The sequence below is a fragment of the Streptomyces sp. NPDC046727 genome, assembly GCF_040645635.1.
Classification (GTDB): domain Bacteria; phylum Actinomycetota; class Actinomycetes; order Streptomycetales; family Streptomycetaceae; genus Streptomyces.
Genome location: NZ_JBEYYR010000036.1, coordinates 50,306 through 65,255 on the forward strand (window position 1 = coordinate 50,306; position 14,950 = coordinate 65,255).

Below are 14,950 nucleotides of genomic sequence, written 5' to 3' on the forward strand. Positions count from 1 at the left end.
GAGTTGCGACTCGGTACCGGGCCCTTTCGCCTATGGGGGAGGTGCGTGAGACCGTACGCGGCTGCGGGTCCCTTGTGGCTGATCGCGCAGTTCCCCGCGCCCCTTCGGCGCTTCAGCCCAGGTACGCCTCGAAGTCCCAGTACGGCCGGACCCGCTGCCTCGCCGAGAGGGTGTGCGGGTGCTGGGCGCCCAGTGTGCGGGTGAGGGTCAGGAGGGCGTCTTCCTCCAGCTTGCCGGCCTCTTCCTGCTCCTGGGCCACGCGGAGGTCCGCGGCGAGGGCCACCTGGCAGGACAGGGTCAGCGGATGCTCGTGGTCCAGCATGTGCCGGGACCGGCGCAGGGTGTCCCGGCTCAGCTCCACCGCGTCCTCGATCCGGCCGTTGAAGTTGCGCGCGCCGGCCGCGTTGAGCGCGCAGCCCAGGACCCAGGGGTGGTCCGCGCCGAGCGTCGCGGTGAGACCGGCGAGCGCGGCCTCGAACATCGACAGCGCCTCCGCCCGCTCGCCCGCGGCCTGCATCACCAGGCCGGTGTTGGAAAGCATGCCGGTGGCCACGGGGTGCGCGGGGCCGAGCAACGACCGGTAGCCCGCCTCCGCCTCGTCGATGAGGTCGCGGGCCTGGCTGAGGTCGCCGTGTTCGCGCAGGAAGTTGCCGTAGTTGGTGAGGAACGCGAGGGTGCGGTAGTGCTCGCGGCCGTGCTGCTGGATCAGCTGGTCCAGCAGGCTGGCCATGGCGGGTCCGACGTCCGGGGCGTGCCCGCCCTCGCGGCGCCGGCACATGGCCAGCTGGGAGCGGGCTTCGAGGGTCTGCGGATGCTGCGGGCCGAGCACCTGCACATGCAGCCGTACCACCGGCTCCTGCCGGGCGAGCGCCTCCCGGTAGCGGCCGAGCAGCCGCAGGCTGTGGGTGACCGCGTTGCCGGAGTGGAGGGTGTTGATGTGCCGCGCGCGCAGCACGCTCTCGCCGCGGGCCAGGGTCTCCAGGTCGAGGTCCAGCGCCTCGGCGTACCGGCCCAGCATGCGCAGGGTGACGCCGAGGTTGTGCCGGGCGACCAGGGTGGGGGGCTGGTCCGGGCCGAGGAGCCGCTCGTTGCCTTCGAGCACCTCGCACTGGAGGTCGTACGCCTCCTGGTAGCGGCCCAGGGAGCGCAGGCCGGAGGCGATGGCGCTCTTGCTGACCAGTTCGCCGATCTCGTTGCGCCTGGGGGCGGCCCTCAGCTGCTTGAGCACGCCCCGGTGCAGTTCGTACAGCTCACGGAACCGGCCGCTGCTGCGCAGCATGTTGCCCTCCTGGGTGGCCAGGTCGAGCATCGGCTGGTCGATCGGCTCCATGAACCGGGACCACTGCGCGCGGACCTGCTGCGCCAGTTCGAGGCCGCCGCTGTACTCGCCGCTGCGGGTGCAGTACCGCAGACAGTTCAGCACCAGTTCCTGCACGCGGGGCTGGCGGCTCTCCAGGGCGCCGGAGGGCTGCAGATGGGGCAGCAGTTCGGCGTAGCGCGGCCAGCTCCGGCTGTCGGCGGGGTTGCCGGGGTCGGCCTCCGCGAGCAGGGTGCGCACCGCCCGCCGGTGCAGGTCGCCCCGGGTGTCGCTGGTCAGCTTGGAGACGATGTCGTGGACCAGCCGGTGCATGTGCACGGACTCCTGGTGCGGGCCCGCCTCCGCGGCGAGCGGCCCGCGGGTCTCCCGGGTGAGCACCGAGTAGTTCACCAGGGTGTCCAGGGCCCGGGTCCAGGCCGGCAGGTCGGTGGTCATCCAGCGCAGTTCCTCGGGCAGCTCGGTCCGCGGGTAGGCGCGGATGAGGCCGAGCGGGATGCGGCCGGGGGCGAAGGAGGTGCACAGGCCGAGCACGTCGATGGCCTGCGGCTGGGAGCGGCGCAGCCGGTTGAGCAGTATGGCCCAGGAGGTGAGGGAGGACTGCGGGAAGCCCTCCCCGGTGACGGGCTCGTCGACGGTGGACAGCCGCCGTTCGCGGACCATCCGCAGGTACTCGGAGACCTCCATGCCGGACTCGCCGAGCCAGGACGCGGCCTGCACCAGCGGCAGCGGCACGTCACCGAACTCGCCGGCCACCTCGTCGGCGTCGCGGGCGCTGATGTGCGGGGCGCGGCGCATCAGGTAGGCGGTGGACTCCGGCCGCAGGAACGCGGGGATCTCCAGCATGTCGGTGTGCTCGCTCCAGCCGCGGTTGCGGGAGGTGATCAGCACATGCCCGGTGCCCTGCGGGAGCAGCGCCGTGACGCCCTCGATGTCGTCCCAGCCGTCGAAGACCAGCAGCCAGTTCCCGTACGGCTCGCCGCGGCGCAGGGCGTTGCGGACCGCGCGGATGCGTTCGCCGGGCTCGCTGCCGATGCGCAGGCCGAGTTCGACGGCGAGTTCGCCGAGGCGGTCGCGCTGGATGGTGCGGTCGTCACTGTTGACCCACCACACCAGGTCGTAGTCGGTGCTGAAGCGGTGCGCGTACTCGGCGGCCAGCTGGGTCTTGCCGATGCCGGACATGCCGACGAGCGTGCAGGCGGCGGCGCCGCGCTCGGCGTCGGCGAGCCGCTGGTGGAGTTCGCCCAGCAGGTCGTCGCGGCCGGTGAAGCGCGGGTTGCGGCGCGGCACCTCGCCCCAGATCTCGCAGCGCTCGTCCGGGTAGCGGATCCGGCCCGGCAGGGCGCGGGGGCGGGCGAGCGGCTCCAGGCCGAGCCGGCGCAGCAGCCGCTCCTCGGCGGCCTCCTCGCTCAGCGCCCACAGGCTGGCCGGTTCCAGTACGGCCGTCGCGGGCAGCAGCGGCCTGTTGGTGAGGTTGACCGCGGCGAACCGGTCGGCGTGCGCGGCGACGAAGCCGCGCAGCGCGTCGTTCCACTCGCCCGGCGGGCGCGGGCCCAGCTCGAAGAACCAGTCGTTCAGGACCAGCAGCACCCGTCCGCTGGCCAGCAGCAGATCGCCGAGCGAGTCCTCCAGCGCCACCTCGCGCGGCGGGTCCCAGCGCTGCAGTGTGGCCCGGTGTCCGTGCCGCTCCAGGCACTGCGCGATCCACGCCGCCCACGAGCGGTAGTACCCCGGGAAGACCACGAGCACATGCTCGGGTACCACCGAGCCGTTCGCGCCCGGCCGCCGCTGTTCCGCCATCGCCGCTCCCTGTTCCGCCGCGGCTGTCGGTCACATGGGCAGCCGCACACATAACGTAACGCAAGTGTTCCTCTACGGAGCGTCAGCCCGGCGAGTGGGCGCTCCGCGCGAGGTGCGCGTGGTGGCTGCCCATGTGCCGGACGAACTCCCTTCCGTGCGGGGTCAGTTCATCGGAATCGGCCAGCAGGGACAAGGCCTCGGCGACCTGCTCCCGGCAGGTCTCGAACCGTTCGGCGGCGCGCCGCCGCCACGCCCAGGCGGGTCCGGTGCGGGCCCGCCACCACAGGTCCAGCAGCGCCAGGTGCGCGTACGCGCCCTGGAGGACCCCCGGGACCGGGCGCGGATCGCGCCGCCAGCCCACCCGGTGCAGGCTGCCGCCGGGCCGCCACAGCGGGACCAGCTCGTCGAGCACGGCCAGTTTGGTGTGGTGCGTCTCGTGCACCAGCAGCTCGACCAGTTCCCGCCGGTCGGCCGGCAGCTGGGCGAGGACGGCGCCTGGCGCGGTCCGCACGGTGGCGCTCAGCGGCGGTCCGGAGCCGGCCGGCGGCACGAGCGGGACGACGGCGCGGACGAGCGCGGTGGTCTCGGCGGCCCGGGCGGGGTGTGTGGCGGCCAGCAGGGCGTGCGCGTCCCGCCAGCGGGCGGCCCACGCGGCATGGTCGGAGTAGGGGCGCTCGGCGGCGGGCAGCGCCGCCGGTCCGATGCCGCCCGCGGGCACCCGGTGCGGGTCCACGTCGTCGAGTACGGCGGTGCCGCCGGGCAGCGTGTGCAGCGCCGACCAGGCGAGGGCGCCGTCGGCGGTCCACCGGGTGCCCGGCCCGGCCGGGGCGCGGCCCGGCAGCAACAGCGTCTGGCCCGCGCTGTCGGTGATCCGTACGGCCCCGGCCCGGCCGGACAGCCGGGCCCGGCCCCGGGCACAGCGCAGCAGCCCGACGCCAGGCAGCGGCAGGGTGCCGGCCGGCAGCACCCGGGTGGTGGTGAACCGGCAGCCGGCGCGCAGGGCGGCGGCGACGGCGACCGAGCCCAGACCGGCGAGGCCGTCCTGGAAGGCCGGGCCGTCGGGTTCGGCGAGTACCGCGGCCAGCCAGGCGCCGGTCGTCGGATAGTCGAGTACGGCGCGTACGGCCGTGGCGTCGGCCCGCTCGGCCCGCTCCAGCAGCGCCCAGTCGTCCTCGAAGCGCCGCCGTACCGGGGCGGGCAGGGTGCCGCGCACGCCGTCGACCCGGACCAGGAGGGACTTCAGCAGCAGCATCCGCCGGGCGTGCAGGGCGGCGCGCAGCGCCTCGGTGGCCGCGGGCTCCGGCCGGGTGCGGGCCAGGACGGCGAGGATCCCGGGCGGGACCGGGCCGGGGGCCGGGGCGGCCGGCCGTACGTCTCCCATGGCTGCCACGACTTCCGGTCGTATGTCTCCCACGGGTCCGACGGCTCCCGGGGTCATGCCACGGTGTCCTCGCCGCGTAAGGGCGGTCGCGCGGGTCCGGCCGAAAACGCACGCCCGGATCTGCCCGTCACGATCCTTTCGTCGCCGGCCGTGGTGTACCAGACCCGGCGCAGTCCCTCCGGATCGGCGAGCACCCCGGCGACCGCCGCGAGCACCGCCGGATCGTCCAGGGCACGCAGTGTCCCCAGGTCGACGTCGGTGAGGCCGGGCGGCAGCACGGCCTGTGCGGCATGTTCGCCGAGGCCGGTCCCCCGTGTCATTGGCTCCCCCACCCTCGGCTCCTCCCTGCCCTACGCCCGCCCCGCGCAGCCGCAGTGGCTGCCCACTTCTTCCCGACAGGCAGGAACCAGAAACCCTGGACGGCTCAACTCCGGTCAAGTTCGCTCGCGTCGGCCCAGTCCCGGGACCACGGCCACCACGGCGGGGCCGTTTCCCGCCACGCCCGCTCGGGCAGCGACCGGGCGTCCCCGGGCGGGGCGTCCGCGAGCGGGGGTTCCTGCTCCGCCCGCCGGCTCAGCTCGACGTCGGCCCAGTCGACCTCGCGCAGCGCCCCGACGAGCCGCTGCCACTGCTCCCAGGCGGCCCGGAACGCGCCGCGGGCCGCGCCGGTCCGCCCCATCAGCGCCAGCACCGCCCCGCAGCCGTGCCGGGCCCGGGCGGCCGTCACCGAGCCGGGGTCGCCGCCGTGGGCCGCCGCCGCCTCCCGCTCGGCGTTCTCGTACGCCTGCAGCGCCTCCATCAGCACCGGCGCGCCCGCGTGGTACCAGCCCTCCAGCCGCACCCGGCCCAGCTGCAGCCACACCTCGGCCCGTACGGCCGCGTCGGTCGCGGCGCGCACCGCCTGGCCGAGCAGATGCCGGCTCTCGAACAGGTCGGGCAGGAAGCCCAGATGGCGGAAGCGCTGGGCGAGCGCGCTGCCGACCAGTCCCTGGAGCCGGCCCCGGTGCGCGGACCGGGCGGGCAGCGACTTCAGCGCCTCGCGCAGCACGTACTCGGCGCGGTCCACGACGTCGGCGCCGTCGCCCGCGGAGGCCCGTCTGAGCAGCGACTCGCCCCAGGCGGTGAGGAGCTGGACGCGCAGCGGACCGTCGGCGGGGGCGAGCAGCACGGCCCGCTCGTACGCCGCGTCGGCCTCGCCGGTCTCCCCGGCGGCGTCGTGGAACGCGGCCAGCGCGGCCAGGCTCGGCAGCAGCAGGTCCGGGTCGTCCCCGGCGGCCCGCAGGGCCTCGTGCAGCGCCTGCCGGGTGTCGGCGTCCTCGGCCCCGGCGCCGCGCAGCGCCCGCGCGAGATCGAGCAACGCGGGCCCGCGCACGGCGTCGGAGGCCCGCTCCCGCTCCAACAGCGCGCAGGCCTCCCGCAGTTCGGGTACGGCGGCACCGGGGTGCCGCAGGTCGAGCAGGATCCGGCCGCGCAGCAGGCGCCGGGCCCGGTGGGCGGCCACGTCCGGCGGCACGCTGTTCCCCGCGGCGGCTTCCGGTCCGTCGTCCGGGCCCACGGCGGGCGCGGGCACGCCGTCCGCGGCCCGCGCCGCCGGGTCCTCTGTGCGGTCGCCCCGCCAGGCGCGGGCCACGGCGGTGATCCGGGGCCAGGGCGGGGTGTCGGGGTCCAGCGGGCGGAGCGCTTCCGACAGGTGGTCCCTCTCGGCCGTCAGCTGCCACACCTCCCGTCGGCAGGAGGCCAGTTCCAGCGCGGCTTCGGCGCGCTCCCGGCTGTCGGCGGGGGCCGCCGCGTACGCGCCGGCGAGGGCGGACACGGCCTCCCGCAGCAGCTCGGCGCGCCGCCCCTGGGCCCGCGCGCCCGCCGTGCCGGCCTCCGCGCGCAGCACGCGGCCGAGGACCAGGCGGGCCCGGGCGGCGGTACCGGGGTCGGCGACGGCGCCCGGGCCCGCCGTGGCGAGCCGGGCCTGCTCCCGGGCCCGGCGCAGCATCTCCGGGTCGGCCAGCTGCCGCCACCGGGCGAGCAGCCGCTCGGCCTCGGTCAGCGGGTCGGGCGTGACCAGGTCGGGCAGGTAGAACCGCAGCACGCGCGCGGGGATGCGGGCGAACAGCTCGGCCTCCACTCCGCCGCCGTCCCGCGCCGCGCCGTACTCGGCGAGGTGCCCGGCACCGGCGGCCGGGTCGTGGTCGGCGAGCCGGGCCGCGGCCAGGGCGGCGAAGTTGCGGGTGCCCTTGCCGAAGTGCCGTTCCACATAGGCCGAGCAGTGCTTGAGGACGAGGCCGGCGGTGTCCTGGTCGAGGGAGGACAGGAGCAGGTCCTGCATCCGGGGCGAGTAGGCGAAGCACGGCCGGCCCTCGGTGCCGGGCAGCTGTCGCAGCAGTCCGCCGAGCAGCACCTCGGCCATTTCCATGGGGCCGGTGTCGGGCAGCATGGCCCGCTGGACCAGCTGCATCACGGGCAGCGTGAGGGGCGCGGCGGCGAGGTAGACGGCGAGCCGCAGGGCGCCGGGCGAGGCACCCGCGCGGAAGGCGCGCAGCAGGTCGTCGTCGCTGCGCGGCGGAGGGGCGACGGCCGGGTCCCCGGGTGCCGCGGAGGGGTGGGCGAAGCCGGCCCAGGCGTGCTCGCGGGTCGGTCCGGTGCCGGCGAGCAGCCGGGCGAACGCCTCGAACGCCTCCGGGGTGGGCTGGAGCACGGGCACGGGCCGGGCGCCGGGCGGTGGCTCCTCCCACGGCTCGTCCTCGGGCTGGAAGTCGAGGCGCCCGCCGGTCTCGCCGGTGCGGATCAGCAGCCCGGGCTCGGCGGGCAGCGCGGTACGGCCCCACAGCCGGGGCGGCAGCGGCTGGACCACGGCCAGCGGGGCGGTGCGCGGCCAGCCGTGCAGCAGGCGCTGCGCGGTGCCGTTCTGCCACAGGGGGCCGACGCAGTCGCTGATGACGAAGGTGAGCCGGCGCCCGCTGGGGTCGTGCAGTTCGTCGGCGGGGCGCAGCCGGGTGTGCCGGCCGGGACCGGCGGTCGTACCGACGAGGGGGGTGCCCGAGTCGTCGGCGTACAGGTGGTGGACGCGGACGGAGGCGAACGCGCCGGACTGCTGGCAGGCCTGGCGCAGTTCCTCGACCATCTCGCCCCAGACGGCCATGGCGGGTCCGGTGTCCATGAGCAGCTGGACGTCACAGCGCCGGCGGCGGCCGGGCCGGGTGACGGGGAGCAGGATGCCGCTGGCGGCGGCCCGGTCGGCGGTGGCCGCCTCGTCGATCCGCTCGTCCTGGCCGCGTACGGAGGAGGTGCGGTAGCGGCCGAGGGCTCGCAGTGCCTTCTGCAGGCCGAGCAGTCCGGGCAGGGCGCCCGCGGCGGGGGCGCGGACCGGGAAGGCCGCGGGAGCGCCGTCGGTCCCGCCGTGGGGGGCGTGGCCCGGGGTGTGCAGCGGGACGCCGGGGGCGGCCGCGTCCGCGGGGGCCGCCGGCAGGGTCCCCGGGTCGGCTGCGGCGGCGGCACCGGAGGCCGCGCCCTGCGGCCGCGGACCGGCTCCGGTCGTGCCGGTGCCGGACGTGCCGGTGCCCGGCGTGCCGGTGTCGCCGGCGGGCGGGGCCGCGCCCAGCCGTCGGGCCAGCCAGAGCGCGTCCGCCACGTCCTCGGCGGTCGGCTGGAGCCCGCCCTGGCGCAGCTTGCCGATCAGCTCGTCCAGGCGCATCCCCGGCATCCGCCTCTCACCTCGTACGGTCGAGCGGTTGCATCAGCATCTCGGCGATCCGCTCCCGGGTGAGCCCCTGCGCGTGCGGATCGTGCTGGGTGAGGTACAGGGCGTTGAGGAGCTGGTCCGCGGCGAGCACCTCGCCGGGCTCGCGCTCCAGGAACCGGCGGATCAGGTCCGCGCCGGCGGCGACGCCGTCCGTGCCGAGGTGCGCCTCGACCATGGCCGTGAGCTGCTCCTCGCCGGGCGGGTCCAGCTCCAGCTGGACACAGCGGCGCAGCAGCGGGGCGGGGAAGTCGCGCTCGCCGTTGGACGTCAGCACGATCACCGGGAACGTGGTGCACGCGATGCGCCCGCCGTGCACGGCCACCCGGTCGCCGTCGTGGGTGAGCACCTCGACGACGGGTTCGCGGTCGGCCAGCCGCTCCAGCTCGGGGATCGAGAACTCGCCCTCCTCCAGCGTGTTCAGCAGGTCGTTGGGCAGGTCGAGGTCGCTCTTGTCCAGCTCGTCGATGAGCAGCACGCGGGGCTCGTCGGCGGGCAGCAGCGCGGTGCCGAGCGGCCCGAGCCGGAGGTAGGAGCCGATGCCGGAGGCCGCGGCACCGCTGTCGTCCCCGCGGGCGCGCTCCAGCTGGACGTCCTGGAGCCGGGCGATGGCGTCGTACCGGTACAGGCCGTCCTGGAGGGTGGTGCGGCTGACGATGGGCCAGCGCAGCACCTTGCCCAGGCCGAGTTCGTGGGCGATCGCGTACGCCAGGGTCGACTTGCCCGTGCCCGGGTTGCCGGTCACCAGCAGGGGCCGGCGCAGATAGAGGGCCGCGTTGACCGCGTCCACCTCGGCCGGGCGGGGCGCGTAGTTCTCGACCAGACGGCGGCGCACGCCGAGCCGGCGGGCGCTGCTGGGGTCCTCCGGGCCGCTGGCCGCGCCGTCCCGGGAGGCGGCGAAGTCGCGCCAGGGCGGCGGCGCCGGCAACCGTCGCATGCCGTCGTGCGGCTGACCCACTCCGCGGTAGATCCGCCAGTCGTTCACCTTGGGCTCCTCCCGGCTCTGGTGATCATGCAGCGGGCCCGGCCGTCCGACGTACGAGGCTACCGTCCGTCGGCCCTGCCCGCCGAGGTTCGCGGCGTCCGGTGCTCCCCCACTTTCCCGCGAACACCCATACGATCCACTTGAATTGACGGGTGTTCACCGGGAGCGGCGGGATCACCGGGCGGGTCAGCCGCCGGGCGCGGCCAGCGGCGGCGGTCGCATGCTCTCGCTCCCGTACGGCCCGTACGGCGACCGGTCGGGCGGATCGAAGAGAACGGCGATCTTCCCGCGCAGGCCGTGTGCCCGGGCGGTGTCCGGGTCGGCCAGGCGGATACGCAGGTCACGGACCGGGCCGTGCAGGCCGTCGGCGTTCCCGGCGAGTCCGAGCAGAGCGGCGGTCTGCCAGTGAAAGGCCCCGCACTCCTCGTGATCATGGTGGTCGCGGCGCCACAGGACCACCGAGTGCCCGGAGCGCAGGGCGTCCCGCATGGCCGCGTAGCCCTCGCCGCTGCCGACCGGACCGCAGTAGACGGGCACGGACGCGTCGCTCATCGCCGTGAGGGCACCGTAGTACGGGTACTTGCCGGCCCGGACCTCCGGCGGATGCCCCTCGGCGACGGTGCGCCCGTGCAGGGTCTCGTGCGCGAGCGGCCCGTCCAGGACGCCCTTCCAGCGCCGGCGCCACTCCGGGGAGGGCGTCAGGCCGTTGCGCCGGACCTCCCGGATGACGACGGTCCGCCGCAGGCCGAGCGGCATCGCCCGCTCGTCCACGAAGTCGTCGTCCTCGTCGTCGTAGCCGTCGTGGCCGTCGTGGCCGTCTTCCAGCAACTGCCAGTCGTCGACCGGGAGATCGAACAGCTTGCGGGGCAGGAAGACCTCGATCGCGGCGAGATGCTCCCCGTGATCACCTTGGCTCAGCGCCCGGGCCAGCGGCTCCCGCAGCACCCCCGCCAGCTCCTCGGCCCGCACACCCCGGTCGTCGCCGTCGACCGGCGTGACGTCCCGGCCGCCGTAGATCAGCTGCACACTCCAGGCATGCCGCCCGTAGGCGGCCGGGCCGACCTTGACGAGAACGTCGGTCCGGCTGTCGGCCGACTGCGTGGCGGGGCTCCGCTCGGAGGCGGGGGCGACGCGAGGGGAGGGCATGGCGGGTTCGGGGGCGGCGGGCGGTACGGGGGAGGGTACGGCGGGATCGGAGGCTGCGGCCGGTAAGGGGACGGTCGATGTCTGGGCGGGCAGGTGGGTGGTTCCGGCCGGGGGCGGTGCGGCGAGGGTGCCGAGGGGGTCGGAGGGGCCGGCGGGGTCGGGGCATGCGGACCCAGCGGGGCTGGTGAGGCTGGCGGAACCGGCGGGGTCAGCGGAACCCACTGGGCCGGCGAGGCCGGCGGGCCCGGCGGGCGGCTCCGCGGTCGTGACCGCCCCGTTCGGCGCCGGCACTCCCCCGGACGGATCACCGGAGAAGTCACCGGGCAGACCGTAGGCGACGTCACCGGAGATGCCCGTGGCCGGGTCGGTCGGGGTGGGCGGGCCGGGGTGGCCGTCGGTCGGCCCCTCCAGCAGCGCGCGGATGGCCTCGCCGACCGCCCAGTTCCGGTGGCCGGCGGCCTGTCCGGCGATCCAGTCGGTGAACGCCCGCAGCCGCTCCGCGTCCACCTCCCCGGGGCGCTCCCGGGCGCTCTTGCGGGCCACCCGGGCGGCGTACAGCAGGACGGCGTCCAGGTCGACCAGCGTTCCGCCGCCGCCCGACTCCAGCGTGCGCAGGCCGTGGAGCAGCGCGGCGCCTTCGCGCCAGGTCCGCACGTTCGGCAGGACGAGCGAGGGCAGGCGTTCGCCGCGTACCTGCTCCTTCACGTCCTCCACGAGGTGGACGACCTCGCCGGCGCCGGCCGGTGGCGGCAGCTGTGCGAGATGGCCGTGGAGGCGGGTACGCAGCTCGGTGGTGACACCGGAGACGGAGGGCGCGTGACCGGGCAGGGCGGCCTGGAACCCGGCCCAGTGCGGGTACGGCGAGGGCGCGTCGAGGAGGCTCGCGTGATGCAGGTCGTGCGCGCGCAGCACCTCGCGCACCACGCGGCTCGCCTCGCGGGAGTGGGAGTCCAGCAGCTCGTACAGCGCGGTGACCGGGACGGCGACGCCCTCCTCCCGGCGGCGGCCTTTGATGACGCCGATGACGGAGCCGTGCCGCAGGTCGAGCACCGGCCCGCCGGAGAGTCCGCCGATCGGCAGGCTCCCGCCGAGCAGCAGGGCGCGCGCGTCGGACCCGGCCAGTTCCCCGTTGCCGTGCCGGATGCCCAGCTCGCCGGTCTGTGCCGACCAGCCGTAGAGCCCGAGCGGGGTGCGCGGGCCCGCTTCCCGGTCGGCGAGCCAGAGGCAGCGCACCTCGTCGGCACCGGTCACCCGGACGAGCGCGAGGTCGGGGAACGGCCAGGGGTCGCGGGCCGGCCGCGTGCCCTCGGGCCGGGGCGCGACGACGACGGCCGTCCCGGTGCCGCCGCGCGGCTCCCAGGCGCCGGCAGCGGTGCGCTCCTGCCAGGTCACGCTCAGGGCGCTCTCCCCTCGGCACACCGCGGCTCCCCCCTTCCCCACGACGTGGGCGCAGGTCAACAGCCAACCCGGGGCTATGAAGAACCCGGTCCCCCAGTACGAGTCACGGTCCGTTGCATACCCGTCACCCGGTGCGCCGATGCGTGCGAGCGAGGGGCGCACCATCTCGTCGAAGGCGCTCATACGGCGCCGCGGGCCGAGGACTGCGGCGGTACGACCCCGGCGCCCGGCGCCGTGGGGTCCGTGCCCCCCGCTGTCGCGGCCGGTTCGGTCCAGGTCAGGGACACGGTGAGGGAGGAGGTGCCGCCACCCTCGGCGATGGCGCTCACGATCTTGCCGGACTGCGCCGTCAGTTCGATCCCGAAGCTGACGGAGACCTCGACGGGGGCCGGTGTGTCCAGACCGGCGCGCAGGGAGCGCACGACGCCACCGACCGTGCCGGCCAGGCCCCCCGCCATGTCGATGACCCGGTCGCCGAGTCCGGTGTCCCAGTAGCCGCCCTCGTCCAGCGCTTCCTCGGCGGCCGCGCCGATCCTCGCCCAGACGACCGTTCCGTCGTCCAGGCGTACGCGTTCGACTCCTCCAGCCATGACGCCCCCGTTCGCCGATGGGAGGAGAAGGCTAACTCCCGGGGAGGGGGAGGGGGAGGGGAAGACGAGAGCCGGTGAACGATACGGCCGATGATCGCCCCTGAGGGCGGGGACGTGGCCGCATCCGCATCCCCGTCCGCCCCATCGCCCTCACGCGTGCCCTGCTCGTTACTCGTCGTCCTCGTCGTCGAGCCGCGCGAGCCAGGTGGCCAGCCGCTCGACAGGCACCTCGAAGTCCGGGTTCAGATCCACGAACGTGCGCAACTGCTCGGCAAGCCACTCGAAGGTGACCTCTTCCTCGCCACGCCGCTTCTCCAACTCCTCGATACCGCGGTCGGTGAAGTACATAGGGCCACGTCTCCTGCGTAAACATCCAGCCTGCCAACAACTCCCACCAGCCTAAGCGCCCACCGGCCCACGAATGGCTCCCCCTTCGGCCGGCCCCCGCGCAGAGCGCCTTGACTTCCCGCAGCCACGATATATCGTGTTTCCAGAGGACGCGATATGGCGTGTCGCGAGCGTGCCCGGCCGAGGAGGTCCCATGTCCGAGTGGTCCGTCACCGAACCCCAGAAGCTGGCGTTCGACACCCCCGTACGCGACCTCCAGGTCCGCATCGTCAACGGCACGGTGAACGTCGTGGGCACGGACGAGGGTCCCGCCCGCCTGGAGGTCTCGGAACTCAACGGCCCGCCCCTGGTGGTCACCCACACCGGCAGCACCCTCACCGTGGCCTACGAGGACCTGCCCTGGAAGGGCTTCCTCAAGTGGCTCGACCACAAGGGCTGGCGCCGCAGCGCCGTCGTCTCCCTCGCCGTCCCCGCCGGCACCCGTGTGGAGGTGGGCGTGGTCGGCGCCGGCGCGGTCGTCTCCGGCATCAGCGGCCCCGCGGTGATCAAGGGAGTGAACGGCGACACCACCCTGGTCGGCGTCTCGGGCCCGGTCCGCGCGGACACGGTCTCCGGGAACCTGGAGGCCCAGGCCGTCACCGGCGACCTGAGGTTCCACTCGGTCTCGGGCGACCTGACCGTGGTCGAGGGCTCCGGCTCCTCCGTGCGCGCCGACACCGTCAGCGGCTCCATGGTCGTCGACCTGGACCCGGACGGGCCCACCGACGTCGGTCTCACCAGCGTCTCCGGCGAGATCGCCATCCGCCTGCCGCACCCGGCGGACGCGGAGGTGGAGGCGAACACCGCGAGCGGCACGATCTCCAACGCCTTCGACGGACTGCGGGTGCACGGCCAGTGGGGCGCCCACAAGATCACCGGCCGCCTCGGCGCGGGCACGGGCAGGCTGCGCGCCACCACGGTCTCCGGCTCGATCGCGCTGCTGCGCCGCCCGCCCCGGGACGAGGAAGAGAGCACCTCCTGGGAGACCGAGCCGCCAGGAACTCCGCGCACCGGCACCGCACCCCACCCGGCCGGTCACTCCGCGTGCGCCCCGGGGGACAATTCCGTCTCCGGCCAGGACGCCGGCGCCACCGGCGCCCCGGCCGACGGCACGACCGACAAGAAGGTGCTCTGACATGGCCCCCGTCTTCGCCCACGGCCGCCTCCGCCTGTATCTGCTGAAGCTGCTCGACGAGGCTCCGCGCCACGGCTACGAAGTGATCAGGCTCCTGGAGGAACGCTTCCAGGGCCTCTACGCCCCCTCGGCGGGCACGGTCTACCCCCGCCTGGCCAAGCTGGAGGCGGAGGGCCTGGTCCGGCACACCACCGAGGGCGGCCGCAAGGTGTACGCCATCACGGACGCGGGCCGTGCCGAACTGGCCGACCGCAGCGGTGAGCTGGCCGACCTGGAGCTGGAGATCCGCGAGTCGGTCGCCGAACTGGCCGCCGAGATCAAGGCCGACGTGCGCGGCGCGGCCGGCGACCTGCGCCGCGAGATGCGCGCCGCCGCCTCCGAGGCCCGCCGGGACGCGAAGGCGTCCGGGGGCGCTCCCTACGGGGAGAACGGCGGGTTGAGCGAGAAGGACGCCTGGAAGGCCGCCAAGGAGGAGATGCGCCGGGTCAGGCAGGAGTGGAAGGAGCAGGCGCGGCGCGCGAAGGACGAGAGCCGCCGGGCCCGCGAGGAGGCCCAGCGGGCCCGCCGCCAGGCCCAGGAGGCCCAGGAGCGGGCGCGGGCCCAGGCGCAGGAGGAGATGCAGCGCATCGCCCGCCACGTCCAGGACCGGGTCCAGGACCACTTCACGCGCGGCGACTGGCCGACCGGCGTCCGCGAGGGCCTGACCGAACTGGCCAAGGAGTTCGGCCAGTTCGGGAAGAACTGGGGCGGCCCGGGAACGGACGCCGGCAAGGACTGGGGCAAGGACCGGGGCTTCGGCCGCGCACCGGAAGAACCGCCCGGCCCGGCTCCCTCCCCGGAACCGCACTACACATCGGCTCCGGAGGACTTCCCCGCCGGGTACGAGCCGTCCTGGGCCCACGAGGACCCCACGGACAACCCGGCCCGCGACCTGGACCGCCTCCTGGACCGCTTCCGCGACGACATCCGCGACGCGGCCCGCGACCACGGAGTGACCCCCGCCCAATTCCGCGAGGCCCGCACCCGCCTGTCGTCAGCGGCAGCCCACATCGCAGCCATACTCCACACCGAAAGCCCCTGACC

At 75.3% G+C, this 14,950-nt stretch carries 10 protein-coding genes; 2 read left to right on the plus strand and 8 right to left on the minus strand.

Going from position 1 to position 14,950, the window contains the following annotated elements:
* Positions 1–112: 112 nt before the first annotated feature.
* The 8 genes from fxsT to ABZ937_RS33485 form a co-directional block, all read right to left on the minus strand.
* Positions 113–3,115, minus strand: coding sequence for an FxSxx-COOH system tetratricopeptide repeat protein (fxsT, locus tag ABZ937_RS33450; protein WP_361697372.1), 3,003 nt, complete (start codon positions 3,113–3,115; stop codon positions 113–115).
* 82 nt (positions 3,116–3,197) lie between these two features.
* Entirely contained in the window at positions 3,198–4,496 is a 1,299-nt protein-coding gene (locus tag ABZ937_RS33455; RefSeq protein WP_361697454.1) for an HEXXH motif-containing putative peptide modification protein, read from the minus strand.
* Positions 4,497–4,549: 53 nt separating this feature from the next.
* Positions 4,550–4,816 (minus strand): hypothetical protein, encoded by a 267-nt coding sequence (locus tag ABZ937_RS33460; protein WP_361697374.1) that lies wholly within the window; start codon positions 4,814–4,816, stop codon positions 4,550–4,552.
* A 104-nt stretch (positions 4,817–4,920) separates the two neighbouring features.
* Positions 4,921–8,190 carry an SAV_2336 N-terminal domain-related protein gene (locus ABZ937_RS33465; RefSeq protein ID WP_361697376.1) on the minus strand — a complete coding sequence of 1,090 codons (3,270 nt, stop codon included), beginning with the start codon at positions 8,188–8,190 and terminating at the stop codon, positions 4,921–4,923.
* 7 nt (positions 8,191–8,197) lie between these two features.
* Complete coding sequence (locus tag ABZ937_RS33470; RefSeq protein ID WP_361697378.1) at positions 8,198–9,211, minus strand: MoxR family ATPase; 1,014 nt, start codon at positions 9,209–9,211, stop codon at positions 8,198–8,200.
* Positions 9,212–9,397: 186 nt separating this feature from the next.
* On the minus strand, positions 9,398–11,938 hold the full coding sequence (locus tag ABZ937_RS33475; RefSeq protein WP_361697380.1) for a trypsin-like peptidase domain-containing protein: 2,541 nt from the start codon (positions 11,936–11,938) through the stop codon (positions 9,398–9,400).
* Positions 11,935–12,345, minus strand: a complete 411-nt coding sequence (locus tag ABZ937_RS33480) for a CU044_2847 family protein (protein WP_361697382.1) — start codon at positions 12,343–12,345, stop codon at positions 11,935–11,937. The genes ABZ937_RS33475 and ABZ937_RS33480 overlap by 4 nt, the downstream gene beginning before the upstream one ends.
* 168 nt (positions 12,346–12,513) lie before the next feature.
* A complete protein-coding gene (locus ABZ937_RS33485) occupies positions 12,514–12,693 on the minus strand; it encodes a DUF6104 family protein (protein WP_003992906.1) in 180 nt (59 codons plus the stop codon).
* A gap of 193 nt (positions 12,694–12,886) precedes the next feature.
* Between ABZ937_RS33485 and ABZ937_RS33490 the strand changes: the two genes are divergently transcribed.
* Both ABZ937_RS33490 and ABZ937_RS33495 read left to right on the plus strand, forming a co-directional pair.
* Positions 12,887–13,867 carry a hypothetical protein gene (locus ABZ937_RS33490; RefSeq protein WP_361697384.1) on the plus strand — a complete coding sequence of 327 codons (981 nt, stop codon included), beginning with the start codon at positions 12,887–12,889 and terminating at the stop codon, positions 13,865–13,867.
* Between the two features lies 1 nt (position 13,868).
* The gene (locus ABZ937_RS33495; RefSeq protein ID WP_361697386.1) at positions 13,869–14,948 is read left to right on the plus strand and encodes a helix-turn-helix transcriptional regulator; all 1,080 of its coding nucleotides are present in this window, start codon (positions 13,869–13,871) and stop codon (positions 14,946–14,948) included.
* The last annotated feature ends 2 nt before the right edge of the window (positions 14,949–14,950 follow it).

Excerpts from the sequence above, each read along its gene's own strand:
- fxsT (WP_361697372.1), bottom strand. The coding sequence starts at position 3,115 with ATGGCGGAACAGCGGCGGCCGGGCGCGAACGGCTCGGTGGTACCCGAG.
- ABZ937_RS33475 (WP_361697380.1), bottom strand. The coding sequence starts at position 11,938 with ATGAGCGCCTTCGACGAGATGGTGCGCCCCTCGCTCGCACGCATCGGC.
- ABZ937_RS33485 (WP_003992906.1), bottom strand. The coding sequence starts at position 12,693 with ATGTACTTCACCGACCGCGGTATCGAGGAGTTGGAGAAGCGGCGTGGC.
- ABZ937_RS33490 (WP_361697384.1), top strand. The coding sequence starts at position 12,887 with ATGTCCGAGTGGTCCGTCACCGAACCCCAGAAGCTGGCGTTCGACACC.
- ABZ937_RS33455 (WP_361697454.1), bottom strand. The coding sequence starts at position 4,496 with ATGGGAGACGTACGGCCGGCCGCCCCGGCCCCCGGCCCGGTCCCGCCC.
- ABZ937_RS33495 (WP_361697386.1), top strand. The coding sequence starts at position 13,869 with ATGGCCCCCGTCTTCGCCCACGGCCGCCTCCGCCTGTATCTGCTGAAG.
- ABZ937_RS33460 (WP_361697374.1), bottom strand. The coding sequence starts at position 4,816 with ATGACACGGGGGACCGGCCTCGGCGAACATGCCGCACAGGCCGTGCTG.
- ABZ937_RS33480 (WP_361697382.1), bottom strand. The coding sequence starts at position 12,345 with ATGGCTGGAGGAGTCGAACGCGTACGCCTGGACGACGGAACGGTCGTC.
- ABZ937_RS33465 (WP_361697376.1), bottom strand. The coding sequence starts at position 8,190 with ATGCCGGGGATGCGCCTGGACGAGCTGATCGGCAAGCTGCGCCAGGGC.